Raw genomic sequence first — 23,596 nt, forward strand, 5'->3', positions numbered from 1 at the left:
ACCGGTCCTATGGCCACCCTTCGCCTTAAGCTCTGCATCATCTTCCTTTTATGATAGGGGCTGCCAGAGCTTTGCTGCGTTCAGGGTATCTTTTATGATACAACAATAGTCCGTCTAGACGTGAGCTGCTACGGATTCTAATGACAATAAGCGCAACCGGTGGAGGATGACCTGACACTTCCTGTGGAAAAGAGGGAGGCGCCGGCACCACTGCCAAAACCCATCTTATGCCGCCCTCTCACCCAGTGCGGGCAGTCGAAATCCCGCATATCCTGCATGAGACAAGCCGATCTGGCGATTGCGCATCCATCCAGGCAATCCATGTCGCCCGGAGGACAGAGGGCATCACACTGATCCCGCCTGTCATCGCAATGTCTCAGGATAACTCTGAAAGACTCATTGCAGCAGTTGTAGCAGGCTGGCAGATCCGGGCAGCCATGAATACAGTCAATGTAGGTGCCTGTTTGACCATGGGCAACCGGCACTACCATGAAAATCAGAACCAATGCAAAAAGAGCGCTCAGCAGCATTGCTTTAACTTTTTTCATGTTTTCTCTCCTTGGCATTTATGGATAGTGTACCTGAATACCGAATAAGCCTAAAACAGGATGGAGCCTTAAAAAGTGATTGCCTCCCTGCGGATTATTGCAGGGCGGCTTTATAAATTGCATACTTTATGCCAGATAGCAAACTCCTGGGTTCATGGCACTTGCAAAACTAGGCCTGCTTCCATGAAAGGTCTGTTTGCGCCAACCCTACTGGCACTGCCAACTTCAGGCCCATACAGGACAAGCCTATCAAGACCAGGGGGCTTTTCATGCAGAGACATCTTCAATTTCTGGCATCTGAACCATGGCTGAGTTTTTTTAATGCTTTATTGTTGCTGTAGAGACCAGACACTGAAAAACATGTTTTGGCTGACCGGGCATGACTTCCACTACACCGGCCTTGAATAGTTCCCCTGCTTTGACTGCCCTGGCTGGCCAGGCAGGCAGGATCTTGAAGATGGAAGGGTGCTTCATTTACTGAAAAAACGAGATTTTTTCAGTATGTCTCAAAAAACAGGCTTGATCTGGACTGATTTTTCTGCTCAAAGTTCACAGGTAGGAAAAACTGATACATGGATGAGTTTTTTCATAAAATACAGGGCTGTTTTATTCTTCATGAATACTGATTTTCTAAGCAGGCTTACCCGGCTGCGTACGGATGCAAACCGCAGCCTCTGGACAGAGGTTACTTTCTTCCGCGCCCCGCACAAGCCATTTCTGCTTTTATCGGTCATGGATATTGCCGCTCAGGGCCAGCTGACCTCGTCCTTTGTTGAACCCTCCTTTGATCTCATTGAACGCTTTGCCCGCTACTGGGATCTGGTCCAGCCGCCAGGCGGCCAAGATCGAATCACTCAAGACCCACAAGCGCGGCCTGATGCAGCAACTTTTCCCTGCGCTGGAGGCATCTTGACATCATGAACAACCTGATTCTTTACACCACTGAAGATGGCCTAAGCCGGATTGAGTTGCGGGCGGACCAGAACTCGGTCTGGCTGACACAGTCGGAGATGGCGGAGCTTTTCGATGCCACCAAGCAGAATATCTCTCTGCATTTGAAGAATATCTTCGAGGATGGGGAGTTGGATTCTGATTCAGTTGTCAAGGAATCCTTGACAACTGCCGCCGATGGAAAGCGGTACAAGACATTACTCTACAATCTGAACGCCATACTGGCCGTGGGATACAGGGTGCGTTCTCCGCGAGGAATGCAGTTCCGGCGCTGGGCTTCGGCCGTCCTCAAGGAGTATCTGCTCAAGGGATTCGTGATGGACGACGAACGGCTCAAGAATCCGGACGGCCGCCCGGACTACTTCGACGAAATGCTTGAACGCATCCGCGAGATTCGGGCCTCTGAGAAGCGTTTTTATCAGAAGGTACGGGATCTTTTCGCCCTCAGCAGCGATTACGACAAGACGGACCAGGCCACCCAGCAATTCTTCGCCACGGTCCAGAACCTCCTCATATACGCTGTTACGCGGCAAACCGCGGCCGAGCTCATCATGGAGCGGGCCGACAAAAATGATCCGCACTTCGGTCTTCTGCACTGGCAGGGCGAGAAGGTGCGCAAGCAGGACATTCTGATCGCCAAGAACTATCTGACCGAAGACGAGCTCGACACGCTGAACCGCCTTGTGGTGATCTTTCTGGAAACAGCGGAATTGCGCGCCAAAAACCGCCAGGAGACTCGGATGAGCTTTTGGAAGCAGAACGTGGATCAGATTATTACGTCCAACGGATTTCCCCTGCTCAACTACGCAGAGTCGGTCAGCCATGAGCAAATGAAGAAACACGCCTCAGCGCTGTACCTGGAATATGACCAGCAACGTAAAATAGAAGAAGCGAAAGAGGCCGACCTGCAAGACGATGCCGAGCTGAAAGCTCTTGAAGCAAAGATCAGGAAACGAAAGCAGTGATCCGGGCACTGAGTCAAGTCCTTGACTAGGCTTTCAGACTTAACCACGAGTTTTCTCCGAATAGTTCGTAATATCAATCTCCACTTTCAGACTTAACAGTAAATTTTGTGAAAAGATCAATTGATAACAGCATTATACTGCTGAAAGGCCTGTAGTACCCCACTTTATATTCTGCAGACGAGAGCATTCAGGATCTCGGCCTGGTCAGGAAAAGACTCCTCCTGAATTACAGCCAGCCAGGTCAGTGGCTGACACTTCCCTGCCCATTTTATTTTCTTTTCAGGCAGCCCTGTTCCAGGGCGAAGGCTAATGTTCCAGATGAGAACCCAGGATCAGAACCGGGTTTTTTGATATCTGGACTGATGTCTTATTCAGAACTATATTTTCTGTTACGTGAACACGCCGGGCATCAGCATGTCCGGCAGCTGTCCCGACTATTTTAAGGCATGGTTCAGGCATCTTTGCAGGTCATGCAGGCATGAAAAAAACAGAGGATAATGATGATAAGAATACTGGCTCTGGGCGACAGCCTGACCGCTGGCTACGGCCTGGCCCCGGAAGATTCCTTTGCATCCAGGCTGGAGCAGGCCCTTGACAATGAAGGCTGGGACATCCTGGTCATCAATGGCGGGGTGTCCGGAGATACGGCCCGGGATGGTCTGAGACGCCTTCCAGGACTTATGAAGCATGAGCCGGATCTGGTCATTGTCCAGTTCGGAGCCAATGACCTGTATGCCGGGCTGGCTGCAGCAGAGGTCAGGTCCAGTCTGGAGAGGATCATGGATATCTGCCTGGATTCCGGGGCCAGTGTTCTTCTGGCGGGCATCAAAGGCCTGCTGAACCAGGATGATGACTGGAGCCGGCAGTTTCAGCAGGTTTATGAACAGGTTGCCAGGTCAAGAAACATTCCGCTTGTCCCGGATTTTATGCCCGGCATACCAGGCAATCCTGATCTGACCCTGGCCGACGGTCTGCACCCAGGTCCGGCCGGGGTGGACATAATGGTGGCTAATATCCTGCCTTTGGTCCGGTCAATGCTCAAGAACCTCAGGCCAGGGTCTGTTGAAAAGAAGGAGGAAAATTGAGTCCAGACAGTCGGACCGGGCAGATGAATGATGCCTCGGTCCTGATCAGGCAGGGACAGTACGACCAGTCCCTGGACCGGCTGGTGGAAGAAATATTCACCCTGTTTCCCGGTCCAAGAAACACCAGCAAGGTGCTGGTCAAACCCAATATGCTTGGTCCCCATCCTCCGGAAAAGGGGGTGACCACTCATCCGGCCCTGGTGGGGGCAGTGATCCGGGTGCTCCGGGATCAGGGAGCCAGGGTGATGGTCGGGGATAATCCGGGCATGAGCGGATATGGCCGTTCCCGGAAAGCAGCCAGGGAGTGCGGACTCCTGGAGTGTGCCGGCCAGCATTATGAAAACCTGAGTCTAAGTCCGGTCCGGATAAAAACGGATTCAGCCCATTTTCAGGAAATCAGCATTTCCAGGCAGGTTCTGGAGGCGGACGAAGTTATCAACCTTCCCAAGCTCAAGACCCACTGCCTGACAGTGCTGACCGGAGCTGTAAAAAACACCTTTGGCTACGTGGTGGGTGCGGACAAGATGCGCATTCATGCTGCCTGCCCCACCCCGGCCCGGTTTGCAGAGGGCCTGGTGGATATTTACTGCATCCGTCCCCCTGAGCTGAATATAATGGACGGGATACTGGCCATGGAAGGAAACGGCCCGTCCAATGGAAAACCGGTATTTCTGGGTAGGGTCCTGGCTTCGACCAATGGTGTTACTCTGGATGCGGCAGCAGTCCATATGCTTGGTCAGCGGCCTGGTGCTGTTCCCCACCTGGATGTGGCAGGCAGGCGGGGACTGGGCGAAACTGATCCAGCCAGGATCAAAATCCTGGGCGAACAGAGTCCGGTCAGAGGCTTTGGCTTTCCCAGGACCTTTGTGCCCGGCCTGGTCGGAATTGTACTCAACAGATACCTGTCCAGGTGGACTGTCACCTTGCCGGAAATCGTGGCTGAACGCTGTACAGGCTGCGGAATCTGCGTTTCCCACTGTCCGGTGGAGGCCATGGTCCTGACCCCCGGAGGACCCGGCCTGGACAGGGGAAAATGTATCAGCTGCTACTGCTGCCAGGAAATGTGTCCGGAGAATGCGGTCAGGCTGTCAGGAAGATTCCTGAACCTTGTCCAGGGGAGATCCAGAAAGTGCAGATAACCGATGACATTCATATCAGTGAATCAGAGCTGGACTTTCAGGCTGTCCGGGCCAGGGGACCTGGCGGGCAGAATGTGAACAAGGTTTCCTCGGCTGTCCATCTTTTTTTTGACATCCAGGCCTCTTCTCTGCCCGAGCCTTGCAAGCAGAGACTGCTTGGACTCAGAGACCGGCGGATAAACTCCAGAGGGGTTGTGGTCATCAAGGCGGGCAGGAGCAGATCCAGAGAGAAAAACATTCAGGAAGCCCGGGAAAGGCTCAAGGAACTCATCCTGAAGGCAGTCAGAAAAAACAAGCCCCGCAGACCAACCAGGCCGACCAGGGTCTCCCGGCAGAAACGCCTGGACCAGAAGACCGGCAGGAGCCGGATTAAACAGATGAGGCAAAGGGTTGAACCTGAATAGAAACATCCGGATGATCCAGGATCAGTCAGGTTTCCGGATCATCCGGCAGCAGCGGCCAGGGAGGCAGTTATGAAGACCAGCCGGATCAAAAGGATTTTTCCAGAGGATCTCAAACAATTCACCACTGAGCATAAAGAAAAGGAGTATGTGCTGGTGGATGTGCGTCTGCCCGGGGAATACGAGCAGGAGCATATTCCCGGGGCCAGACTGATTCCTCTGCACGAACTGGAGACCAGACTGACCGAGATTGACCAGTCCGGAGCACCTCTATTTTACTGCAGCAGCGGAAAAAGATCCATGGCTGCAGCCACTCTGGCCCGGGACAGCGGCCTTTTTTCCGGGGAGGTATTCAGCCTGGAGGGCGGAATCAGTGCTTATGCAGGCAAGGTCCTGCCGGATTATCCCCGGGTGGACCTGTTTCAGGGTCTGGACAGCAGCCAGGACGCCCTGAAAAGGGCCATTGCCCTGGAAAAGGGAGCATACAGGCTATATCTGGGCTTCATGGACAGGGTCCAGGATGAAGCCATCAGAACCCAGCTCAGCAGGCTGGCCAGCCTGGAGGTTTCCCATGCCAGGATGATTTACTCCCGGGCAGGCGGGGTGTTTGACCAGGACTTTGAGGCTCTTTTTGACCAGGCTGATCAGGACCGGATTGAAGGGGGACTGGACCCAGACTCCTGGCTCCAGCAGCTGGATAAGGTCCAGCCCGGGGACATGTGTTTTTTTCTGCTGGAGCTGGCCCTGGAGATGGAGAGCATGGCCTATGACATGTACCGCAGTCTGGCAGAAGAGGACCTGCCAGGAGAACTCAAAGAGTGTTTTTTCAGGCTGTCGGAGCAGGAGAAATCCCATATGCGGCTGATCAGCAGGATCTTCAGGGATTGTCCGGGGCAGACTGACCAGGCAGATTATTTTGGATCCGGTCCAGGGGCCGGACCGGTCTGATCCCCATTTTTCGGGCTGTTTCAGGGTCCGGCCAGGCAGACATGACCTGAATGATCCGGCCGAGCTTTTCCCGGCCGGCGGTCTCTGGAAGGCAGGCCAGCATCTTCAGGGACCTGACCAGGTAGGACCGGTAGAGCAGGGAAACATTTTTTAAAACACCTGTGCCCAGGAGCAGATCATACAGGAAATGTTCTTCCTGAGCAGTGGGTTTATGGCCGTTCATTATCTTTAAGAGCTTTTCTCTGCTGACCGGGTCTGCTTTTTTCAGGGACCAGATAAGGTAGATATTGGGCTTGTTATTGATGAGGTCGGTAAATCTGCCTTTGAGGGAGGATGATTCACAGGAAAAAATATCCTTGGAATCATCCAGGATCTGAAAGGCAATTCCCAGACTCCGGCCAAACAGGGCCGCCTGCCTGCGGAACTTCTTTTTACCGGCCACAATGGCTCCTCCTTCACACGGTCCTTCAATGAGGGAGGCGGTCTTTCCAGCCACCATCTGCAGATAGTCCCTGATGGTAAAGGTTTCCGGGGCCAGCCCCATGACTCCGTCCATGAGCTGCCCCCGGCAGGCCTTGAGGCCCATGCGGGCAGTGCAGGAGATGAGGGCCATGAGATCTTCCCTGGACAGATCGGTTTCTCTGTACTCCTCAATCATCTGAAAGGCCCGGATGAGCAGGGCGTCTCCGGATACAATGGCCGCATCCAGGCCGAAGCGCCGGAATGCCGGCTCCCGGCCCCTGCGCAGGCCTGCGTTGTCCATGATATCATCATGGACCAGGGATGCAGTATGGGCCATTTCATAAGCCAGGGAGCCGGGCAGGGCTTTTCCCGGGTCTCCACCCAGGGCTTCGACCACCAGGAGGTGCAGGATGGCCCGGAGCCGTTTGCCAGGGGCTTTGAGGGAATACCCGGCCACCCGGTCCAGCAGGCTGTCATCCTGGAACAGCAGATTCAGGCGCTCATCGCACTTTTTCTGATAGGGCCGGATAACATCCTGGATGTCTTCCTGCATCCGGTGAAAAACGTGTTCAAACATGTCTAACTCCAGAACCATCTGGCCAGCCGGTATTTCCATGCAGACCAGGGAGGGTACCTGAACCCGGGGTCGGGCCGGGCGGGTTTGAAAAGAATGCTTTTGTAGTTGGAAAACTCCCTGAAACCGGCCTGACCGTGATAGCGGCCCATGCCGCTGGACCCGACTCCGCCAAAAGGCAGGTCTGATCCTGCGGCGTGCATGATCACGTCGTTGACCGCACCTCCTCCGAAACTGACCTGGTTCATGATCCGGCGGGCGGTCCGGGTTGAAGAGGTGAACAGGTAAAAAGCCAGGGGCCGGGGCAGGGAACTGATAATTTCCAGGGTCCGGTCCTGGTCCTGATAAGGAATCACCGGCAGGACCGGGCCGAAAATCTCTTCCTGCATGCAGGGGTCGTCAAAACTGGACGGATAAAGAATGGTGGGAGAGAAGAAAAGCCTGTCCCGGTCCCGGATGCTGCCGTAAGCCACCTTTGCCGGGTCCACCAGCCTGTCCAGCCGGTCAAAATGGGCAGCATTGATTATCCGTGGCAGGAAATCAGCATGACCGGGCCGGATATATCTGTCAAATTCCAGGGAGAGCAGTTTGATCAGCTCCCTGGCCCTGGATTCATGGACCAGGACGTGGTCCGGGGCAATGCAGGTCTGACCGGAATTGATGACCTTGCCCCAGGCAATGCGCCGGGCAGCAGCATCCAGGTCAGCATCGGACAGGATCAGGACCGGGCTTTTTCCCCCCAGTTCCAGGGTCGCTGGAGTCAGGTTCCTGGCTGCCCTGGCCATGACCATCCTGCCCACCCGGGTGCTGCCGGTGAAAAAAATCTTGTCAAAGGGCATGTCCACCAGGTCTGAAGCCAGGTCGGCCCCTCCCTCAAGGACATGGACATATTCAGGTTCAAAGCATGAATTGATCAGCCGGGCAATAATGCCGGAAGTACGGGAAGCGGTTTCACCAGGCTTGATCACAGCAGTATTCCCGGCGGCCAGGGCCGGTATCAGGGGGGCCAGGGTCAGCTGAAAGGGGTAGTTCCAGGCCCCCAGAATCAGGACCGTGCCATAGGGTTCGGGTATGATCCGGCTTTTCCCCGGCCAGTTGATAAGGCTGGTTCTGACCCGGACCGGGGAAGACCATTTCCGGGTTTTTTTAAGGGCCAGCTTCAGCTCCTGGTACACAACACCCAGCTCAGTGCAGAAGGCCTCAAAACTGGACTTGCCCAGATCCAGGCGGATGGCCTCCAGAATATCTTTTTCCAGAGCCCTGATACCTGCTTCAAGCTTCTTAAGCTGCCTGATCCTGAAGTCAGTGTCTCTGGTCCGGCCCTGGAGGAAGAATCTTTTCTGGGCACTGAAGACCTGTTCAGGAGGGATCATTTTTTCCTCCCGGCCCTGGGATGAATCTGTCCAGGCCCATGACCCTGCCGGTGATGAATTCAAAGATCCTGGATGGAATCAGGGATCCGGCAAGAGCCCCCAGACGGACCAGTACGGGCATGGTCAGGGTTGTCCGGTTTTTCCGGACAGCTTTGACAATCCGGGAAGCCACCTGATCCGGATTCATACAGGGCATCCAGACAGGCTTTCGCACTTTTTGAAACATTGCTGTATCCATGTAGCCAGGGTTGACCAGGGTGACCCTGACCCCGGTCCGGGCCAGGTCAAGCTCTCTGGCCAGAGCCATGCTCCAGCCGGAAAGGGCGCATTTGGAGGCGGAGTAAACTGCCAGGCCTGGAATGGGCAGCAGGGCTGCTGCTGAAGAGATATTGACAATATGACCCTGTCCTTTTTCAATCATGCCCGGCAGCCAGGCCAGGGTGCAGTGCATGGGGCCGGCAGCATTGGTTTGCAGGATGGTGGTGATGGTATCATGATCGTGGGATGCGAACCAGCCCTTGGCAGCTGTGCCGGCATTGTTGACCAGGATGTCTACAGTGATTCCGCTTTTACTTAGCTTTGAAGCGCAGTGCCGGACCTGGTCAGGGTCGCTGATGTCCAGGACCTGTCCGGCTGCCTGGTGCCCACGCCCCTGGAACCGGGTCAGGGCTGAGTCGAGGTCGGTCCGGTTTGAATCCCAGATGATCAGGCGGGAGGCTCCCCAGCGGAGAAAGAGTCTGGCCAGGGATTTTCCCAGCCCGGAGGCTCCTCCGGTGATGAGGACGGTGGAATCAGTTATCCGGCTCATGTACATGGTCCAGGGATTGGGGCAGCTGAAAAAAGCAATAGACCAGGACGGACAGGGATTGTCAATTCAGAGACCGCTAAAAATGAAGTAAGATCAGGCCGGAACCGGACCTGTTCTGTGGGGGGGCTTAAGGCCCTGCCGGACAGGTCCGGTTCCGGCAGGGCTCAAGAAGCTATCTGTTTTCCACAGAAAGCTTCCGGCAGATCTTTTCCACTTCCCGAAAGTTAACCTTGCCCGATCCCATGACCGGAATATCAGGAACCACAAAGAATTCTCTGGGAACAGCAATGGCTGGAAGCTCTCTGGCCATCTGCTTGATGATCTTTCTCTGGTCAAGGTCCCCGGAAGTAACTGCAGCCACGACGTCGGCCCCTTTGGTGGGATTGGGCAGCCCCACTACGCAACAGATGACATCTTCGGGAATGTGCTGATTGAGAACCTCTTCCACCCGGACCAGGGAGACCATTTCCCCGCCAACCTTGACAAACCTTTTCAGTCTCCCCTTGTGCCAGAGATAGCCGTCTTCATCCATCTGACCCATGTCTCCGGTATCGTACCATCCGTTATGGATGCGCATGGTTGTTTCCTCCAGGTCCCCAAGGTAGCCTTTCATGACCATATCCCCTTTGACCAGGACTTTTCCGGTTTTGCCCGGCGGCAGGATCTGATCTGTGTCTACGTCCATTATCTTGACCTCTACTCCGGGGATGGGCCTGCCCACACTCCCTTTGCGACTGGCCTTGGGAGTGTTGATGGAAATGGCCGGGCTGGTCTCTGTGGCACCATAGGCGTCCAGGATGGTCAGGTCGTGTTTTTCCAGGAATCCTTCATAGATCTGGGGAGCCAGGGTGTCAGCCCCGGACAGGGCCACCCGGACCGAGGCAAAATCACCGGGCTGGGATTTTCGCAGATATCCATGGTAAAAAGATGGAGTCCCGGTCATAATGGTCACCTTGTATTGACGGATGAGTCCGCAGATGACCTTGAACTCAAGGGGATTGGGATAGGAAACAATGGTGGTTCCCGTGGTCAGGGGGAGCCAGAAGTTGGCGGTCAGCCCGAACACGTGAAACAGAGGCAGACTGGCCAGAAACACATCCTGATGATCAACATGGACCACTTTGGGGATGCTGTCCAGATTGTGTCCGATGTTTTTATGGGACAGCTGAACACTTTTGGGTTCTTTTTCACTGCCGCTGGTGAAAAGGATCACTGCGGTTTCATCATCGTCACCGCCATGGACGGATTTTAAGATCATCTTTTCCGGAAGTTTGGATTTGATAAGGGCGGGAAGTTTTTCAGTGATCTTGACTGAAGCCACAATGTCTTCAAGGAATATCATCCCGTCCACAGGTTCAAGTTCCAGTTTTTCCAGGAGTTTTTTGCTGGTAATGATGGTCTTGAAGCTGCACCTGTCCTGGGCGTAAATGGAGTTTTCCCTTGCTCCGGTGGCATAGTTGATCATGACCGGAATCTTGCCGGCCATGAGCAGACCCAGGTTGGAGAGCATGCAGCCAGCAGAAGTGGGAACCATGACTCCAACATATCTGGTTTTGATTTTCCTGAACCGGCTGGCAAGGATGAGACTGACAATGAGCATCCGTCCATAGGTAAGATCGCGCTCAGCAGCTACGTCATGGACAGCAATCTTGTCTGGAAATTTTTTGGCTGTCTTGATAAATCTGTGGTGGAGTTGCATTGTTATGGATTCTCCGTAAAAATGATTGTTGACAATAGGGAAAAGCTGGAATGCCTTCCAGCAGGCCTGGCAAAACGCTTCCTTATTATAGTATCGCTTAAAAAAAAGCAACAAGAAATTTGACCCTGAAAACAATTCAAAGGCATGGTTCAGGGTCCATCCCTGGTTTTGTCCAGAACAGGGAAAAGGGCAGCAGGAGGAAATTGTGAAGATGACCGACAGGTTCAGGGGGTGTCTGGCAGGTCTGGCAGCAGGAGATGCAGTGGGCACTGCTGCAGAGTCTCAGCCCAGGGGAAGCTTTGTCCCCTTGACCGGTATGACCGGTGGAGGGCCTTACAGGCTGCAGCCCGGCCAGTGGACCGATGATACTTCCATGGCCCTGTGTCTGGGGATCAGCCTGGTAAAGAAGGGCGGGTTCCACGCCCTGGACCAGATGGAAAGGTATGCAAGGTGGGCAAAGACCGGGTACTTGAGCAGTACCGGGACCTGTTTCGGCATGGGGGGGACGGTCCGGGCTTCCCTGGACAGGTTCACCAGGACCAGAGATCCCTTTTCCGGTCCAAAAGATCCCTGGACAGCCGGAAACGGCTCCATCATGCGCTTGGCTCCGATACCCATATTTTATTACCCTGACCTGGAAAAAGCCGGATCAATGGCTGAAAAGAGTTCCAGGACCACCCACGGCACCCGCGAGTGTCTTGATGCCTGCCGGCTTATGGCCCGGATAATTGTCCGGATCTTTAAGGGCAGGTCCCGACAGGAAGCGGTTCTGGGCGATAACAGGGACTTTTCCGGAAGCCCCGGCATGGCAGCTATTGCCCAAGGGGAGTATCTGGACAAAACCAGGGATCAGATCCGGGGTACTGCTTATGTGGTGGACAGTCTGGAAGCGGCATTGTGGTGTTTCATGCGGACCGGCTCATTTGAGCAGGCCATTCTGGAAGCGGCAAATCTGGGGGACGATGCCGACACCACGGCTGCTGTCTGCGGACAGATTGCCGGGGCATATTACGGCTTGTCCGGAATCCCTGGAACCTGGATTGAAAAGCTGACCATGGGCCCGGAGATAATTGACCTGGCCGATGCCCTGGCCAGGGGATGACCAGCCCCATACTCCCCGGCTGCACTCTGCTGCCAGTCCGGACCAGTGCTGCCCAGGCCAGGAAAAGGTTTACACTGGCAGAAAGGATGGATATGTTCCAGGTTTATTCGACTTTGAACTGGAACTGAATTTTTGAAACCGTGTCTGCCGGTCTGAATCCCGGACCAGGCAGTAACAGGAGGAAGATATGTTTCTGGAACTTGATCCCAAACTGGACCACAAGGTCGCAGATATGTCCCTGGCTGACTGGGGCCTGATGGAGATGCAGCTTTCCGAGAACGAGATGCCCGGACTCATGGCCCTGCAGGAAGAGTATGGCCAGGAAAAGCCCCTGAAAGGTCTGAAGATCATGGGCAGCCTGCACATGACCATCCAGACGGCCATGCTGATCCAGACCCTGCATAAGCTTGGGGCGGACTTGCGCTGGGCCTCGTGCAATATATTCTCTACCCAGGACCATTCAGCTGCGGCTGTGGTCAAGGCAGGTCTGGCCAAGGTTTTTGCCTGGAAGGGCGAAACCCTGGAAGAGTACTGGTGGTGCACGGAACAGGCCCTGACCTGGCCTGATGGAACCGGCCCGGACCTGATTGTGGATGACGGCGGCGATGCCACCCTGATGATCCATCAGGGAGTCAAGGTTGAAAAGGACCCGTCCATTCTGGATCAGAAAGTGGAGAACAAAGAGTTTCAAATTGTCATGGAACGCCTGCGGCACAGCCTGAAAAAAGATCCCGGCAAATGGACCAGGATGGCTGAAAAGATCAGAGGGGTCTCGGAAGAGACAACCACAGGCGTGCACCGGCTTTACCAGATGGAGAAAAAAGGGGAGCTTCTTTTCCCGGCCATTAATGTCAACGATTCAGTTACCAAGTCCAAGTTCGATAACCTGTACGGATGCCGGGAATCCCTGGCTGACGGCATCAAGCGGGCCACTGATGTCATGGTGGCCGGCAAGGTGGTGGTAGTCTGCGGTTACGGAGATGTGGGCAAGGGCTGCGCCCAGTCCATGCGCGGATTCGGGGCCAGGGTCATTGTCACTGAGATCGACCCCATCTGCGCCCTGCAGGCCGCCATGGAAGGCTATGAAGTAACCACCATGGACCAGGCGGTCCAGGTCGGGGATATCTTTGTTACGGCCACAGGGTGCTGCGATGTGATCCGGGGCGAGCACATGGAGAAGATGAAGGATGAGGCCATCATCTGCAATGTCGGCCACTTTGATTCAGAGATAGAAATGGTCTACCTGGAGAACAATCCGGACTGCAAAAGGCTGGTCATCAAGCCCCAGGTGGACAAGTGGACCCTCAAGTCCGGCCGGTCAGTCATTGTCCTGGCCGAAGGCAGGCTGGTCAACCTGGGCTGCGCAACCGGACATCCCAGTTTTGTCATGAGCAACAGCTTCACCAACCAGGTTCTGGCCCAGATTGACCTGGCCAGAAACGATTACGATCCCAGGGTCAGGGTGCTGTCCAAAAAACTGGATGAGGAAGTGGCCAGACTGCACCTGGGCAGGCTGGGTGTTAAGCTGGAAAAGCTGACCCCGGAACAGGCCGAATATCTGGGTATTTCCCTGGAAGGACCGTTCAAGCCTGATCATTACCGGTATTAGGCAGATAGTTATACTGGCGGGCCAGGACCGGAAGCTGGAGATTCCGGTCCTGGATCAGATGAAGATGGCCGGTTCCATCTCGTCCAGCTGCTTTTTCCGGTCCGGATCTGTTTTGGCGGCTGCCTGAAAATAAGGGTTCCGGGGTTCCAGGTGCAGTTCAAAGGTATTGGTGAACAGGTCCTGGAAAAGTTCCCTGGCCTTGGGGCTGGTGGAGCCGAAATAGACTGTGCCGGCCGAAGTGTCCCAGATTACATCAAAGACCGCAGGGATGGGCAGAATCCGGGCAAAGAGCTTCAGCTGGACATTTTCCCGGATCTCTTTTTTCTGGTCCCGGGAAACAAACTTCTGACCTTTGGATTCCAGCTCCATTCTGGCCTGATCAAGGGCCAGTCGAAGATGTTTTTTCATCACTGCCGGAGGAATTCTCCTGGTATCCAGGCGCAGGGCAAAGGCCAGATAGTGGCCCTTATGGGGTGAAGCCAGGGACCAGTTGGTGTCCAGCATATCGTCAAAGGATGTCCAGCCAAAGCTTCGTTCGTCAGCGGTCTGGTCAATGTCCTTGAATTTATGTTTTTTCAGGCGGTCCGGGATTTCAGCCCAGAAATCATCCGGGATTTTCTGAAATACCCTGTACCTGGTCAGGCTCAGACTCGAGCTGAGTATTCCCATGAACATATCTCCAGTTTAAGGTTTGATGGTGGTTTGGCCCGGAAGGCTGGACTCAGGCTGCCATGCCCCAGGATTGAATAGTTGATTTTGCCTTGTCCAGGCCGGTTTGGCAATATTTTAAATTGTCCGGATAAAACCGGGCTTGACCGGAGAAAGTTGAATGTCCTCCAAATTATGCATCCATGGCCATTTTTATCAGCCGCCAAGATTTGATCCCTGGCTGGAAGAAGTCCTGCCCGAAGCCAGTGCAGCCCCGTTTTCCAACTGGAACCAGAGGATAAGCAGAGAATGCTATACTCCCCTGGCCTTTGCCCGCCGGGTGGATGACAATGGTTTTATATTCAACATGATCAATTGTTACGAGTACATCAGCTATAATTTTGGCCCCACCATCCTGGCCTGGATGGAAGAGCACAGTCCTGAAACCTATGCCAGAGTCATTGAAGGGGATAAAAAAGGCCTGGCCCGTTTTGGACAGGGAAACGCCATGGCCCAGGTCTATCACCATGTGATCATGCCTCTGTCCACTGATCAGGACCGGGATATTGAAATCCACTGGTCCATCCTTGACTTTGAACATCGGTACGGACGAAAGCCTGACGGGATGTGGCTGGCTGAAACCGCGGTGTGCACCGATACCCTGGAGGCCCTGGCCAGGGCAGGGATAAAGTATACCGTACTTGCGCCCAGACAGGCAGATGCAGTTTCCGGTCTTGATCAGGAAAACTGGATCAGTATTGAGGAAAATGGCCTTGATACCACCAGGCCATACCTGGTCAGGCTGCCGTCTGGAAAGGAAATCAGTCTGTTTTTTTATGACGGCTCACTGTCCCAGGCTGTAGCCTTTGAAGAGCTGCTTCGAGACGGCAGGGGTTTTCTGGACAGGATCCTGAGCCGGAAAGATGCCCCCCTGCTGAGCCTGGCCACGGACGGGGAATCTTATGGTCATCATTTCAAATTTGGAGAAATGGCCCTGGCTTATGTCCTGGAAGAGCTGCACAAAGATGACAGCCCCATGGGTCTGACCAATTACGCCTCCTACCTGGAGCAGCATCCGCCTGAATACCAGGTACGGATCAGGGAAAAGACCTCCTGGAGCTGTATTCACGGGGTTGAGAGGTGGAGGGAAGACTGCGGGTGCAAGGATGGAGGTCATCCCCATTGGAACCAGAGATGGAGGAAGCCCCTGCGCCGGGCTTTGAATCTGCTTAAATACTATATTGACGCCCACTACCGGAGAGCCGGCAGGGAAGTCTTCAGGGATGAAAACCTGGCCCTCAGGCATTATGGCAGCTGTCTGTGTAACGCCCTGGACAGGGACACTTTCCTGGATGAGCACCAGAAGGGCAAACTCACGGCCAGAGACAGGACAAGGGCCCTGAAGCTCCTGGAAATGCAGCGTATGGGCCTGGCCAGCTTTTCCAGCTGTGCCTGGTTCTTTGATGATATTGGACGGATAGAGCCCCTGAATGGACTCGGCCATGCTCTGAAAGGGCTGGATCTTTTAAGAGATCTGGGTGGGCCGGATGTTGAAGGGGAGTTTCTGGAGGTCCTGGAGGAGGCCTACTCCAATGAGGAAAAGGTTGGTGACGGCAGAAAGCTCTGGTCTGAGCTGGTTCGGCCCAGGCGGATGACCCCTGGCAAAATGGCTCTGACTGCAGCTGCCCTGAGGGAAGACGACTCAATATCCTTTCCAGGCCTTGAGTTCAGGCTGTCTGAACAGAAGGACGAACTCCAGCTTGATTACCAGTGGAAAAGTACCCTGGAGCAGGGCCGGGTCAGCTTTAAACAGCCCAGAAGCAGCAAGGGGTATGACTACCCTGAAATTGATGACGGACAGGGCAGCATCATAAGCATGGCTGACCTGGATAAGAGGCTCAGGGATTTCATCCTGTGCAGGTTTGAGCACCGGCTGGAGAGGTCTTTATGGGAGCTGGAACTGGAGCTGCCGGGTTTTATCAGGGATCAGCTCATGTGTCCTTTTGAGCAGGGTCAAAAGGCCCCCCTGGCTGGTGCCGGAGTCCAGTCGGCCGGGACAGTGTTTCAGTATCTGCTGTCCGGAGGACGGTGTGCTGATTTTGAAGACTTCTGGAGCCGGGTGGTCAGGGACAATCCTTTTTTCAGACAGATCATGGAAAAAAGGATTACTGATGAACTGGACAGCCTGACCACCGGATCTGATCCAGACTGGGACAGGGCAGGTCAGCTGATGCACGGATCAAGAAACATGGGACTGTTTCCGGATATCTTTTATCTGCAGAACAGACTCTGGGAGGACGGTAAAGGGGATGTCCAGAAAGAGATCCTGGAAAAATTCTATATCAGAAAGGCCGGGGAAGATGAATAAAGCCAGTTTTTTTTCAATCCGCTTCCTGCTGCACGGGGTGCTGCTCCTGGCCATTGCTGGTCTGGGCCTTGACCTGTACCTGCGGATTTCAAGCGGGGCCAGTCTATGCCCCACCCAGGCCTGCGCCATTGTTGGCGATTATGTGCGCCTGGGTGAAACAGCCCTGGTCTCCCTGGGTCTGGCCTTTTTTGCCCTGCTCTGGGGGGTTTATTTTTTTGCTTCCAGGTATGAGTCAAAGTGGCTGTGGGTCATTGCAACCCTTCTGCTTCTGGGTGCCCTGGCTTTTGACGGCGGCCTTCTTGGCTTTCAGTTTTTTTCCATCCAGGAGAACTGCCTTTTATGCATTGCAGTGGGCGCTGGTCTGATCCTGGCTCTGATCCTTGTGGCCCTGGTCCGGAAAAAGCTGTCGGTTTTGATTCTGGGTCTGGCTGTCTGGGCTGGAGGGGGGCTGGCCGGAGCCATGATAACCATCCCTGACCGGGCCCCTTTCCTGGAACAGCTGAGCAGCATAACCTGGTCCGGACCCGAGGCCGGGGAATGGCCCAGATTTCATTATTTCTTCAGTCTGCACTGCCCCCACTGCACTGAAGTGCTCCTTAATCTGGCTGTGAACGAGCCCAGGGAGTATGTCTGGAATCTTTATCCTCTGGATACTGCAGATCCGGATCTGAAAAAGATCTCCTGGGTCATGGATCAGGACCTGGAGCAGGTGAATCTTTTCCTGGAAATTGTTCGCCTGGAACAGTCCGGGACAGTTCCGGATACGCAAATCCGGGATGGTCTGGAACACAAGGTAGAGCAGGCCAGGGCCTTTTTCAGAGGGAGCGGGTTCCGGGGTGTACCCCTGATGATCGTGGATGAAGGTCCAGGAAAAAGGGTGGTGCTGACCGGTGGATCAGGGATTATCAACTACCTTCTGGAGCAGGGTGTTCTGGCTGGAGGAGAATCCAGTCAATAACGGCCCTTTGCCGGGACGACAGCCGGTTTCTGATGAACCAGGTCTGTCTGGCCGGTCAGCTGCCTGGCCAGAATGGAGATCAGGCCCGCAGTCTGCTGACCAGTCGGCCCATCAGAGTCTAAAGCAAACAATTGGAGATAAGAATGGAATTACTTTCAAAACAGGTGCAAGGTTACCTGGAAAAGGCATCCTGGATAAGAAAAATGTTTGAGGCAGGCAGTGAACTCAAGCAGAAGTTCGGTGCGGAAAATGTGTTTGACTTCAGCCTGGGAAACCCTGACCTTCCTCCTCCCCCGGAGATCGGGTCTGCTTTGAGGGAGCTGGCTGACCGAGCTGATCAGCCTTTTGCCCTGGGCTACATGCCCAATGCCGGCCTGCCGGAAGCGCGCAAGTCTCTGGCCGGGTTTCTGGCAGCTGAACAGCAGGTGGATATTGCTCCTGAAGATATTGTTCTGACCTGCGGAGCAGCCGGCGGGATCAACGCATTTTTCCGGGCTGTGCTGGAACCCGGTGACCAGGTGGTTTGCCCGGCTCCCTATTTTGTTGAATACGGATTTTATGCTGAGAATTTTCAGGGCAGACTGGTCCCGGTCAAGACCAGGCCTCTGACTTTTGACCTGGACCTGGAAGCTCTGGAAGGGTCTGTAACGGCCAGGACCAGGGCAGTGCTCATAAATTCGCCCAACAACCCGTCAGGCCGGGTGTATACCCAGGAAGAGATTTCTGGTCTGGCCAGAATCCTGGAAGCCAAGAGCAGGGAGGCGGGCAGGCCCATTTTTCTGATCTCTGACGAGCCCTACCGGTTTCTGACTTATGACCAGGCAGAGGTACCTTCAGTCCTGGCTGCCTACCGGTACAGCATGGTGGTGAGTTCTTTTTCCAAGAGCCTGTCCATGGCCGGGGAAAGGGTGGGCTATATTGCAGTCAATCCCGGGATCCCGGAAAAATCAGAACTTTTAAACGGCCTGACCCTGACCAACCGTATCCTGGGGTTTGTCAATGCCCCGGTCATTGGCCAGATCCTCATGCAAAAGGCTCTGCAGGTCACAGTGGACAGGGGCATTTATGAAAAAAGAAGGCAGGCCATGGCCGGTGTTCTGTCAGAAGCAGGACTTGAGTTTTCCATGCCCGGAGGGGGGTTCTACTTTTTCCCCAAAGCCCCGGGCGGAGATGATCAGGCCTTTGTTCAGAACCTGTTCAAGGAAAACGTCCTGGCGGTGCCCGGGACCGGTTTTGGATATCCAGGCTATGTCAGATTCGCCTTTTGCGTACCAGACCAGGTGATCACCAGCGCCGGACCGGCCCTGAAAAGGGCGTCCAGTCAGCCGGTCCGGGACATGAAAACCCCTGGATAACAATCCTTGACTTGGAATTCGGTTCAGGATAGTCATATCAACTTTTCTTTTTTTTGACCGGGGACACCTATAAACAATGTTTGACAGTTTATCCGACAGACTCAATTCAGTATTTAAGAAGCTCAAAGGCCACGGCCGGCTGGATGAAAAGAACATCCAGGACGGCATGCGGGAAGTCCGTCTGGCCCTGCTGGAAGCCGATGTAAACTACAAGGTTGTCAAGGACTTTACCGAGCGGATCAGGGAGCGGGCCCTGGGCCAGGACGTGCTCAAGAGCCTGACCCCCGGGCAGCAGGTCATCAAGATTGTCAACGATGAACTTGTGGAGCTTTTGGGCGGTGAGCAGCAGGGGCTCAATCTCAAGGTCAAGCCGCCGGTGGTCATCATGCTGGTGGGGCTTCAGGGGTCGGGTAAAACCACCTCCACAGCCAAGCTGGCCCTGCACCTGCGCCGCCTGAAATATGATCCCTATCTGGTCCCGGCCGATGTTTACCGTCCAGCCGCCATAGATCAGCTGACCAGACTGGCTCAGGAACTGGAAATGCCGGTTCATCCTTCAGTCTCAGGGGATGACCCGGTGGATATCTGCTCCCAGGCCATGGATGTGGCCAGGCAGAAGGCATATACAGCTGTTATTCTGGATACTGCCGGCCGGCTGCATGTTGATGACAAGCTCATGAACGAGCTGGTCCGGATAAAGGAAAAGTGCTCACCCCATGAGATCCTGTTCGTGGCTGACGCCATGACCGGGCAGGATGCAGTGAATGTAGCCCAGAAGTTCAACGAGCTTCTGGACATAAGCGGGATCATCCTGACCAAGATGGAAGGCGATGCCAGGGGCGGAGCAGCCTTGTCCGTCAAGTCAGTGACCCATAAGCCCATCAAGTTCATTGGAACAGGGGAAAAGCTCAGCGATCTGGAGGTGTTTCATCCGGACCGGGTGGCTTCCAGGATTCTGGGCATGGGAGATGTGCTGACCCTGATAGAAAAGGCCCAGTCCGGCATAGATGAGGCTGAGGCCAGGGACATGGAGGAAAAGTTTAAAAAGGCCCAGTTCGATCTGGAGGATTTTCGCAAGCAGATGCGGCGTCTGAAAAAACTGGGCTCCATTGAAGGTCTTTTGAAGATGATTCCAGGGATGGGCAAGGTCAAGGAGAAGCTCAAGGATGTCAAAGTCCCGGAAAAGGAGATGGTCCGGCTGGAGGCCATCATCAATTCCATGACCCCTGAGGAAAGGCGCAGCCCCAAGATATTCAACGCTTCCCGGAAAAAGCGGATAGCTGCAGGCAGTGGGACCACGGTTCAGGACGTGAATCAGCTCCTGAACAATTTTGAACAGATGCAGAGAATGATGCAGAAGATGGTCGGCGGTAAAGGGGGAGGCAAGCAGGGGGCCGGAATGCCCGGCCTTCCAGGAATGTCCGGTGCTGTTCCTGCCCAGGCCAGGGCCAAAGCCAAGGCCAAAAGGAAGAAGCTCAAGCGCAGGAAAAAGAAAAAATAATCTTCTGGACAAAAGTTCAGCCAGATATATAGAACACAGTAAAATTATTTGACTATAACCTGTCCGGGTGGTCAGCGTCGCCAGAAACAGGCGCCTGCAGGCCGGACAGGACGCTTTTTCAGGGGAATCATTGATTTTTCGAACATGATCAGCTAACAGGAAATATATTACTATAAACGGGGGATAACTCACATGGCACTCAAAATCAGACTGACAAGAATGGGCTCCAAAAAGAAGCCCTTTTACCGCGTTGTTGCCTTGAACAGCGAAACCAGACGCGATGGACGGGCTCTGGAATACCTGGGATACTACAATCCCATGAAGAGCCCGGCAGAAATCAGCATTGATCTGGACAAGGTCAAGGCCTGGATGGACAAGGGGGCAAAGCCCACTGATACTGTCCGTTCACTGCTCAAAAAAGCCGCTTCCTGATCAGCCTGTTTGCTGCTTTCCTTGCCCGGGATCCAGACAGCTCTCTTGAATCGCACTTAAATCGGAGGTGATTATGTTGAAGGATTTGATCGAATACATTGCCAAATCATTGGTTGACAACCCGGATCAAGTGTCGGTTTCTGAAATTGAAGGTGAACAGACTTCTGTAATTGAGCTTAAGGTCGCCAAGGAGGATCTTGGAAAGGTAATAGGCAAGCAGGGCCGGACAGCAAGAGCCATGCGGACAATTCTGGGCGCGGCCTCAACCAAGGCCAGGAAAAGAGCGGTCCTGGAAATCATCGAATAGACCTGCCTAGGGCCCCGGCCATGATCATGACCGGATCCGGAGAAGAGGGGCGGTTTCTGGAAAGCCTTTTTATTTAACCACAACCAACAGCTGAATGGCTTCCACCAAGCTTATCCATTGCGGCCGGGTTCTGAAGCCACACGGACTTAAAGGGGAGCTTTGCATATTATGGTTTGCAGGCTCCCCTTCGTTTTTGCCTGACCTGTCCAGGCTTTACCTGTCCGCGTCCGGATCAAGGCCCAAGGCGTTTAATATCCAGTCCCTGAGGCGCCATAAGGGTCGGGTCCTGGTCGTTCTGGAAGGCGTTTCCGGCCGTGATCTGGCTGAACAGTGGCGCGGGGCAGACGTCCTGGTGCCCCGTAAAAATCTTCAGGACTCGGACCAGGACGGAACTTATGTGTTTGAACTGCTGGGCAGCAGGGTCTTTCTGAAACAAGGTGTCCTGCTGGGTACTCTGGACCGGATTTTCGACAACAAGGGCTCTGAAGTCTGGAGGATCGTGACCAGGGACGAACAGGAGGTTCTTTTCCCCTACAACAGCCAGTTTGTCCTGGAGGTGGATGCGGACAGCAAGAAAATAGTGATTGATCCGCCTGAAGGACTTCTGGAGATTTACGGAGTTGATACTCAGACCCTTAGCCGGGGCTGACCTAAAGATATTTCTGATGCATTTTCATCTGATCAGCATTCTTCCGGAATTTTTCCAGTCACCATTGTCCTGCGGACTTCTGGGTAAGGCCGTTGAAAAGGGGATAGTCCGGACTTCCATTATCTTTCCCCGGGACTTTGCCCATGACCGGCACAGCACTGTTGACGACCGGCCCTATGGCGGGGGTCCGGGAATGGTGATGATGGTTGATCCTCTGTTTCAGGCTCTGGGCACATTGCCTGAAAACTGCAGAAAGATCCTGCTCACTCCCAAGGGAAGGCCCTTTGACCATGAAACCGCCATGAGGCTTGCCAGGGAAGAAAATATCGCCCTGATCTGCGGGAGATACGAAGGGATCGACGCCCGCCTGGAAGAGCTTGTAGAGCTGGAACACCTTTCTGCCGGGGATTTTGTTCTCAATGGAGGGGAGGCTGCAGCCCTGTGCATCATGGAGTCGGTTTCCAGGTTTCTGCCCGGTTTCATGGGTAAGCTGGAGTCGACTGGTGAGGAAAGTTTCTCCCGGGGTCTGCTTGAGTACCCCCACTACACCAGGCCGGAGGTCTATCAGGGTCTCAGAGTCCCGGAGGTTCTCCTGTCCGGTCATCACGGCCGGATTGCCAGATGGAAGAGGGAGCGCTCCCTGGAGAACACTTTGCACAGCAGGCCCGGCCTGCTGGATAATGCCCTGCTTGATCAGGATGACGCCTCCTTTCTCCGAAGCCTGGAAAGGGCTCGGCCGGCCCGGAATCTTTATCTGGCCCTTGTCCATTCCCCGGTCATGAATAAAACCGGCGAAGAGGCAACAACTTCTTTGACAAACCTGGATATTCACGATATAGGACGCGTTTCCGAAACGTACGGTCTGGGTGGTTATTATATATGTACTCCTCTGGAAGATCAGCAGCAGCTGGCCCAGAGGCTTATCAGCCACTGGACCTCAGGCCCCGGGGGCAGGGCCAATCCGGACCGGGCTGCAGCCCTGTCCAATATCCAGGTGTGCGGCTTTTTAGAGGACGCTGTTGCCCTGATTGAAGAAAGGTCTGGTCAAAGACCGGGCATTGTTGCCACCAGTGCCCGCGGAACAGGGGATACGACCTTTGGCCGGGTCCGCAGAATGCTGGATTCGGGACCGGTCCTGGTTGTGCTGGGTACCGGCTACGGCCTGAGCCCCGGAATACTGGAAAAAGCCGACGCACTGCTGAGGCCGGTGTGTTATCTGAGCCGCTTCAACCACCTGTCCGTCAGATCGGCAGCCTCGATCATGGTTGACCGTATTGTTGGAGATTACTAATAATTCAGGAGATATGAAAATGAACATGCTGCAGAAGATCGAAAGAGAACAGATTAGAATGGATATTCCCTGGTTCAAGGCCGGGGACACTGTTAAAGTGCACGTCCGGATAATTGAGGGTGAAAAAGAAAGGATCCAGGTTTTCCAGGGTACAGTCCTCAGGGTGAAGCGTGGAACCACCAACTCCACCTTTGTGGTCAGGAAGATATCCGACGGCATTGGAGTGGAAAGGGTTTTTCCCATGAACTCCCCGTTTATCGAACGAATTGAAGTGGTCAGTGAAGGCAAGGTCAGACAGGGCCGGATTTTCTACCTGCGAAAGCTCAGGGGCAAGGCCAGCCGCATCAAGACCAAAACCAACTGGGATCGGCCCAATTAGTTCCGGCAGCAGGACAGGAACCAGGATTCTCAGCCTGGTCTCCA

General features: G+C 54.3%; 23 protein-coding genes. 17 read left to right on the forward strand and 6 right to left on the reverse strand.

Annotation, left to right across the window (positions count from 1 at the left end; all coding sequences use genetic code 11):
• Positions 1-137 precede the first annotated feature (137 nt).
• Positions 138-548 (reverse strand): hypothetical protein, encoded by a 411-nt coding sequence (locus tag P771_RS0101900; protein WP_028573800.1) that lies wholly within the window; start codon positions 546-548, stop codon positions 138-140.
• A 576-nt stretch (positions 549-1,124) separates the two neighbouring features.
• On the opposite strand from P771_RS0101900, the gene P771_RS0101910 reads away from it, so the two are divergent.
• The 6 genes from P771_RS0101910 to P771_RS0101945 all read left to right on the forward strand — a co-directional run bounded on the left by P771_RS0101910 (position 1,125) and on the right by P771_RS0101945 (position 6,037).
• Positions 1,125-1,469, forward strand: coding sequence for a hypothetical protein (locus P771_RS0101910; RefSeq protein WP_150112110.1), 345 nt, complete (start codon positions 1,125-1,127; stop codon positions 1,467-1,469).
• Positions 1,466-2,464 carry a virulence RhuM family protein gene (locus tag P771_RS0101915; protein ID WP_028573802.1) on the forward strand — a complete coding sequence of 333 codons (999 nt, stop codon included), beginning with the start codon at positions 1,466-1,468 and terminating at the stop codon, positions 2,462-2,464. The genes P771_RS0101910 and P771_RS0101915 overlap by 4 nt, the downstream gene beginning before the upstream one ends.
• A gap of 497 nt (positions 2,465-2,961) precedes the next feature.
• A complete protein-coding gene (locus P771_RS16145; RefSeq protein WP_035243786.1) occupies positions 2,962-3,549 on the forward strand; it encodes an arylesterase in 588 nt (195 codons plus the stop codon).
• On the forward strand, positions 3,546-4,688 hold the full coding sequence (locus tag P771_RS0101930) for a DUF362 domain-containing protein (protein WP_244147278.1): 1,143 nt from the start codon (positions 3,546-3,548) through the stop codon (positions 4,686-4,688). Before P771_RS16145 ends, P771_RS0101930 begins: the two co-directional genes overlap by 4 nt.
• On the forward strand, positions 4,679-5,092 hold the full coding sequence (arfB, locus tag P771_RS0101935; protein WP_028573804.1) for an alternative ribosome rescue aminoacyl-tRNA hydrolase ArfB: 414 nt from the start codon (positions 4,679-4,681) through the stop codon (positions 5,090-5,092). Before P771_RS0101930 ends, arfB begins: the two co-directional genes overlap by 10 nt.
• Positions 5,093-5,161: 69 nt before the next feature.
• Positions 5,162-6,037: a rhodanese-like domain-containing protein gene (locus P771_RS0101945; protein WP_028573805.1), complete on the forward strand. Its 876-nt coding sequence runs from the start codon at positions 5,162-5,164 to the stop codon at positions 6,035-6,037.
• On the opposite strand, the gene P771_RS0101950 is transcribed toward P771_RS0101945, so the two are convergent.
• From P771_RS0101950 to P771_RS0101970, 4 genes are all read right to left on the reverse strand, one after another.
• The gene (locus tag P771_RS0101950) at positions 5,967-7,076 is read right to left on the reverse strand and encodes a polyprenyl synthetase family protein (protein WP_028573806.1); all 1,110 of its coding nucleotides are present in this window, start codon (positions 7,074-7,076) and stop codon (positions 5,967-5,969) included. The two genes, P771_RS0101945 and P771_RS0101950, sit on opposite strands and share 71 nt — an antisense overlap.
• A 2-nt stretch (positions 7,077-7,078) precedes the next feature.
• Positions 7,079-8,446, reverse strand: a complete 1,368-nt coding sequence (locus tag P771_RS16150) for an aldehyde dehydrogenase family protein (RefSeq protein WP_035243788.1) — start codon at positions 8,444-8,446, stop codon at positions 7,079-7,081.
• A complete protein-coding gene (locus P771_RS0101960) occupies positions 8,433-9,254 on the reverse strand; it encodes an SDR family NAD(P)-dependent oxidoreductase (protein WP_028573807.1) in 822 nt (273 codons plus the stop codon). The genes P771_RS16150 and P771_RS0101960 overlap by 14 nt, the downstream gene beginning before the upstream one ends.
• 172 nt (positions 9,255-9,426) lie before the next feature.
• Entirely contained in the window at positions 9,427-10,953 is a 1,527-nt protein-coding gene (locus tag P771_RS0101970) for an AMP-binding protein (protein WP_084301682.1), read from the reverse strand.
• A gap of 211 nt (positions 10,954-11,164) precedes the next feature.
• On the opposite strand from P771_RS0101970, the gene P771_RS0101980 reads away from it, so the two are divergent.
• Both P771_RS0101980 and ahcY read left to right on the forward strand, forming a co-directional pair.
• The gene (locus P771_RS0101980) at positions 11,165-12,055 is read left to right on the forward strand and encodes an ADP-ribosylglycohydrolase family protein (RefSeq protein ID WP_208595940.1); all 891 of its coding nucleotides are present in this window, start codon (positions 11,165-11,167) and stop codon (positions 12,053-12,055) included.
• Positions 12,056-12,242: 187 nt separating this feature from the next.
• Complete coding sequence (ahcY, locus tag P771_RS0101990; RefSeq protein ID WP_028573810.1) at positions 12,243-13,664, forward strand: adenosylhomocysteinase; 1,422 nt, start codon at positions 12,243-12,245, stop codon at positions 13,662-13,664.
• A 54-nt stretch (positions 13,665-13,718) separates the two neighbouring features.
• Here the strand turns inward: ahcY and rdgC are convergent, their stop codons facing one another.
• Positions 13,719-14,333 carry a recombination-associated protein RdgC gene (rdgC, locus tag P771_RS0101995; protein WP_028573811.1) on the reverse strand — a complete coding sequence of 205 codons (615 nt, stop codon included), beginning with the start codon at positions 14,331-14,333 and terminating at the stop codon, positions 13,719-13,721.
• A gap of 160 nt (positions 14,334-14,493) precedes the next feature.
• Here rdgC and P771_RS16155 point away from each other — a divergent pair, with 160 nt between their 5' ends.
• From P771_RS16155 to rplS, 9 genes are all read left to right on the forward strand, one after another.
• Entirely contained in the window at positions 14,494-16,680 is a 2,187-nt protein-coding gene (locus P771_RS16155) for a DUF3536 domain-containing protein (protein WP_051617048.1), read from the forward strand.
• Positions 16,673-17,638 carry a hypothetical protein gene (locus P771_RS0102005; RefSeq protein ID WP_028573812.1) on the forward strand — a complete coding sequence of 322 codons (966 nt, stop codon included), beginning with the start codon at positions 16,673-16,675 and terminating at the stop codon, positions 17,636-17,638. Before P771_RS16155 ends, P771_RS0102005 begins: the two co-directional genes overlap by 8 nt.
• Before the next feature lie 143 nt (positions 17,639-17,781).
• Positions 17,782-18,993 carry a pyridoxal phosphate-dependent aminotransferase gene (locus tag P771_RS0102015; protein ID WP_028573813.1) on the forward strand — a complete coding sequence of 404 codons (1,212 nt, stop codon included), beginning with the start codon at positions 17,782-17,784 and terminating at the stop codon, positions 18,991-18,993.
• A 76-nt stretch (positions 18,994-19,069) separates the two neighbouring features.
• On the forward strand, positions 19,070-20,494 hold the full coding sequence (ffh, locus tag P771_RS0102020) for a signal recognition particle protein (protein ID WP_028573814.1): 1,425 nt from the start codon (positions 19,070-19,072) through the stop codon (positions 20,492-20,494).
• A gap of 192 nt (positions 20,495-20,686) precedes the next feature.
• The gene (gene rpsP, locus P771_RS0102025; RefSeq protein ID WP_028573815.1) at positions 20,687-20,926 is read left to right on the forward strand and encodes a 30S ribosomal protein S16; all 240 of its coding nucleotides are present in this window, start codon (positions 20,687-20,689) and stop codon (positions 20,924-20,926) included.
• Positions 20,927-20,999: 73 nt separating this feature from the next.
• The gene (locus P771_RS0102030) at positions 21,000-21,233 is read left to right on the forward strand and encodes a KH domain-containing protein (RefSeq protein WP_028573816.1); all 234 of its coding nucleotides are present in this window, start codon (positions 21,000-21,002) and stop codon (positions 21,231-21,233) included.
• 94 nt (positions 21,234-21,327) lie between these two features.
• Positions 21,328-21,882: a ribosome maturation factor RimM gene (gene rimM / locus P771_RS0102035; protein WP_028573817.1), complete on the forward strand. Its 555-nt coding sequence runs from the start codon at positions 21,328-21,330 to the stop codon at positions 21,880-21,882.
• A 16-nt stretch (positions 21,883-21,898) separates the two neighbouring features.
• Entirely contained in the window at positions 21,899-23,173 is a 1,275-nt protein-coding gene (gene trmD, locus P771_RS0102040; RefSeq protein WP_028573818.1) for a tRNA (guanosine(37)-N1)-methyltransferase TrmD, read from the forward strand.
• A 19-nt stretch (positions 23,174-23,192) separates the two neighbouring features.
• Complete coding sequence (rplS, locus tag P771_RS0102045) at positions 23,193-23,552, forward strand: 50S ribosomal protein L19 (RefSeq protein WP_028573819.1); 360 nt, start codon at positions 23,193-23,195, stop codon at positions 23,550-23,552.
• Positions 23,553-23,596 lie beyond the last annotated feature (44 nt).

The sequence above is a fragment of the Desulfonatronovibrio hydrogenovorans DSM 9292 genome, assembly GCF_000686525.1.
Classification (GTDB): domain Bacteria; phylum Desulfobacterota; class Desulfovibrionia; order Desulfovibrionales; family Desulfonatronovibrionaceae; genus Desulfonatronovibrio; species Desulfonatronovibrio hydrogenovorans.

Excerpts from the sequence above, each read along its gene's own strand:
- rpsP (WP_028573815.1), top strand. The coding sequence starts at position 20,687 with ATGGCACTCAAAATCAGACTGACAAGAATGGGCTCCAAAAAGAAGCCC.
- rplS (WP_028573819.1), top strand. The coding sequence starts at position 23,193 with ATGAACATGCTGCAGAAGATCGAAAGAGAACAGATTAGAATGGATATT.
- P771_RS0101900 (WP_028573800.1), bottom strand. The coding sequence starts at position 548 with ATGAAAAAAGTTAAAGCAATGCTGCTGAGCGCTCTTTTTGCATTGGTT.
- ffh (WP_028573814.1), top strand. The coding sequence starts at position 19,070 with ATGTTTGACAGTTTATCCGACAGACTCAATTCAGTATTTAAGAAGCTC.
- P771_RS0101960 (WP_028573807.1), bottom strand. The coding sequence starts at position 9,254 with ATGAGCCGGATAACTGATTCCACCGTCCTCATCACCGGAGGAGCCTCC.
- P771_RS0101910 (WP_150112110.1), top strand. The coding sequence starts at position 1,125 with ATGAGTTTTTTCATAAAATACAGGGCTGTTTTATTCTTCATGAATACT.
- P771_RS16155 (WP_051617048.1), top strand. The coding sequence starts at position 14,494 with ATGTCCTCCAAATTATGCATCCATGGCCATTTTTATCAGCCGCCAAGA.
- rimM (WP_028573817.1), top strand. The coding sequence starts at position 21,328 with ATGGCTTCCACCAAGCTTATCCATTGCGGCCGGGTTCTGAAGCCACAC.
- P771_RS0101980 (WP_208595940.1), top strand. The coding sequence starts at position 11,165 with ATGACCGACAGGTTCAGGGGGTGTCTGGCAGGTCTGGCAGCAGGAGAT.
- rdgC (WP_028573811.1), bottom strand. The coding sequence starts at position 14,333 with ATGGGAATACTCAGCTCGAGTCTGAGCCTGACCAGGTACAGGGTATTT.
- P771_RS0102005 (WP_028573812.1), top strand. The coding sequence starts at position 16,673 with ATGAATAAAGCCAGTTTTTTTTCAATCCGCTTCCTGCTGCACGGGGTG.
- ahcY (WP_028573810.1), top strand. The coding sequence starts at position 12,243 with ATGTTTCTGGAACTTGATCCCAAACTGGACCACAAGGTCGCAGATATG.
- P771_RS0101950 (WP_028573806.1), bottom strand. The coding sequence starts at position 7,076 with ATGTTTGAACACGTTTTTCACCGGATGCAGGAAGACATCCAGGATGTT.
- trmD (WP_028573818.1), top strand. The coding sequence starts at position 21,899 with ATGCATTTTCATCTGATCAGCATTCTTCCGGAATTTTTCCAGTCACCA.
- P771_RS0101915 (WP_028573802.1), top strand. The coding sequence starts at position 1,466 with ATGAACAACCTGATTCTTTACACCACTGAAGATGGCCTAAGCCGGATT.
- P771_RS0101945 (WP_028573805.1), top strand. The coding sequence starts at position 5,162 with ATGAAGACCAGCCGGATCAAAAGGATTTTTCCAGAGGATCTCAAACAA.
- P771_RS0102030 (WP_028573816.1), top strand. The coding sequence starts at position 21,000 with ATGTTGAAGGATTTGATCGAATACATTGCCAAATCATTGGTTGACAAC.
- P771_RS16145 (WP_035243786.1), top strand. The coding sequence starts at position 2,962 with ATGATGATAAGAATACTGGCTCTGGGCGACAGCCTGACCGCTGGCTAC.
- P771_RS0102015 (WP_028573813.1), top strand. The coding sequence starts at position 17,782 with ATGGAATTACTTTCAAAACAGGTGCAAGGTTACCTGGAAAAGGCATCC.
- P771_RS0101970 (WP_084301682.1), bottom strand. The coding sequence starts at position 10,953 with ATGCAACTCCACCACAGATTTATCAAGACAGCCAAAAAATTTCCAGAC.
- P771_RS16150 (WP_035243788.1), bottom strand. The coding sequence starts at position 8,446 with ATGATCCCTCCTGAACAGGTCTTCAGTGCCCAGAAAAGATTCTTCCTC.